Origin of the sequence: Micromonospora sp. KC213 (assembly GCF_004348325.1) — a bacterium.
Lineage (GTDB): Bacteria > Actinomycetota > Actinomycetes > Mycobacteriales > Micromonosporaceae > Micromonospora.
Genome location: NZ_SMKF01000310.1, coordinates 1 through 2,728 on the forward strand (window position 1 = coordinate 1; position 2,728 = coordinate 2,728).

1 protein-coding gene and 1 pseudogene are annotated in these 2,728 nt (G+C 73.2%); both read left to right on the forward strand.

Going from position 1 to position 2,728, the window contains the following annotated elements; all coding sequences use genetic code 11:
• Positions 1-290: pseudogene (locus E1166_RS31330) on the forward strand (tetratricopeptide repeat protein); the annotation flags it as partial.
• 149 nt (positions 291-439) lie between these two features.
• A partial coding sequence (locus E1166_RS30115) for an ATP-binding domain-containing protein (protein WP_132343194.1) occupies positions 440-2,728 on the forward strand: 2,289 nt, incomplete at its 3' end.

Below are 2,728 nucleotides of genomic sequence, written 5' to 3' on the forward strand. Positions count from 1 at the left end.
CCGCCGGGCCGACCGTCGTCGCCGCCCCGCCCGACCAGGTACGGCTGACCGACCGGCGCGACGACATCGCCCTGTCCTGGCGGTACCCGCCGCGAGCGGAGGGCCCGGTGGTGGTCGCGGGCGGCCGGGCCGGACAGGAGACGCGCGCCTTCCAGGAACTGCCCGCCGGCACGGAGAGCTTTGTCGTGTACGGCCTGGACCGCACCAACGACTACTGCTTCACGATCGCGGTGGTCTGGTCGACCGAGATCGTGGCCCGCTCCGGTCAGGTCTGCACGAAGCGCCACTGACGACACCATCCGCGTCGGTGATGTGGTCACCCGGCGGCCCGGCTCGTTTGGTGGGCCTCGTGTCGCGCGGTATGTTTCTCAGTTCAGACACAAAAAGGAATGGCGTCGAATGCCATTCCTGAAGCGATTGTAATTGACGAGGAGACGGCTTGTCAACGCATTCCGACGGTTCCGTGGCGCAGCAGCCGGACGACGACGAGATCGGCCGCGAACAGGTGTACGTCTCGCTGCTCTACGGCCGGCTCGACGACCTGCGCGAGCAGGCCGCCCGGCGGCTGACCGAGGAACTGCGCCGCACCGGCGGCAGCCTGCAGGACCGCTCCCAACGGGACAGCGCCGTACGGATGTACGCCGATCAGGTCGAGCAGTTCTCCGCCGTGGAGAACGGGCTCTGCTTCGGCCGGCTCGACGGCGACGACGGCACCCGGCACTACATCGGCCGGATCGGCATCTTCGACACCACGGGCGACTACGACCCCCTGCTGATGGACTGGCGTGCCCCCGCCGCCCGGCCCTTCTACCTGGCCACCGCCGCCAACCCGCAGGGCGTACGGCGTCGGCGGCACCTGCGTACCCGGCAGCGCAAGGTCACCGCCATCAATGACGAGGTGCTGGACATCACCACCGCCTCCCCCACCGCCCACGAGGAACTCACCGGCGAGGCGTCGCTGCTGGCCGCGCTCAACGCGGGGCGTACCGGGCGGATGCGCGACATCGTGGAGACCATCCAGGTCGAGCAGGACCGGATCATCCGGGCCGACCTGCCAGGGGTGCTGGTGGTGCAGGGCGGCCCCGGCACCGGCAAGACCGCGGTGGCGCTGCACCGGGCGGCGTACCTGCTCTACACCCACCGGCGGGAACTGGCCACCCGGGGCGTGCTGCTGGTCGGCCCGAACGCCACCTTCCTGCGCTACATCTCCCAGGTGCTGCCCGCGCTGGCGGAGACGGGGGTGCTGCTGCGTACCCCCGGCGACCTCTTCCCCGGGGTGCGGGCGCGACGCGCGGAGCCGGCGCGGGTCGCGGCGCTCAAGGGCCGGCCGGTGATGACGGAGGTGCTCGCCGCCGCGGTACGCGACCGGCAGTGGGTGCCGGACGAACCGCTGGCGGTCGAGGTCGAACGGGAGACGCTGCTGCTGGATCCGCACACCGTCCGGCAGGCCCGCGACCGGGTACGCCGTTCCGGCCGGCCGCACAACCTGGCCCGGGCGCTGTTCGACGTCGAGATCGTGCACGCCCTCGCCGAGCAGGTTGCCGAACGGATCGGCGCGGACCCGCTGGGCGGGGAGAACCTGCTCTCCGAGGCCGACCGCGCCGAGATCCGCCGCGAGCTGCGCGAGGAGCCCGGGGTCCGCGCCACGCTGGACGAGCTGTGGCCGGTGCTCACCCCCCAGCGCCTGCTGACCGACCTGTACGCCTCGACGGAACGGATCGCCACCGCCGCGCCGATGCTCACCGCCGCCGAGCGGGCCCTGCTGCACCGGACTCCGGGCGGCGGCTGGAGCCCGGCCGACGTGCCGCTGCTGGACGAGGCTGCCGAGCTGCTCGGCGAGGACGAACGGGCCACCGCGGCCCGCCGGGAACGCCTCCGCGCCCTGCAACGCGAGTACGCCGAGGGTGTGTTGGAGATCTGGCGGGGCTCGCGCTCGATCGACGTCGAGGACGAGGCCGACGGCGGTGAGATCCTCGGGGTGACCGATCTGCTCGACGCCGACCGGCTGCTGGAGCGGCAGGAGGAGGCGGACCGGCTGACCACCGCCCAGCGTGCCGCCGCGGACCGGAGCTGGGCGTTCGGGCACGTCATTGTCGACGAGGCGCAGGAGCTGTCGCCGATGGCCTGGCGGTTGCTGATGCGCCGTTGTCCCAGCCGGTCGATGACCATCGTCGGCGACGTGGCGCAGACCGGCGCGCTCGCCGGCACCCCGTCCTGGGCGGAGGCGCTGGAGCCGTACGTGGCGCAACGCTGGCGGTTGGAGGAGCTGACCGTCAGCTACCGCACCCCGGCGGAGATCATGGCGGTCGCCGCCGACGTGCTCGCCGAGATCGACCCGGCGCTGCGCCCACCCCGCTCGGTCCGCGCCACCGGCGTACCCCCGTGGGACCGGGTTGTCGACGAGGCGGCGCTGGCCGACGAGTTGGTCGCGGCGACCGCCCGGGAGGCCGCCGGGCAGGCCGACGGCCGGCTCGGGGTGATCGTGCCCGCGGGACGCGCCGAGGAGTTGGCCGCGGCCGTGGTGGCCGCGCTGCCGGAGGCGGCCGTCGGCGAGCAGCCCGAACTGGAGAGCCGGGTGGTGGTGCTCACCGTCGACCAGGTCAAGGGCCTGGAGTTCGACAGCGTCCTGGTCGTCGACCCGGACCGCATCGTGGCGGAGTCTCCCCGGGGTCGCAGCGACCTCTACGTCGCCCTCACCCGCGCCACCCAACGCCTCGGCGTCCTGCGC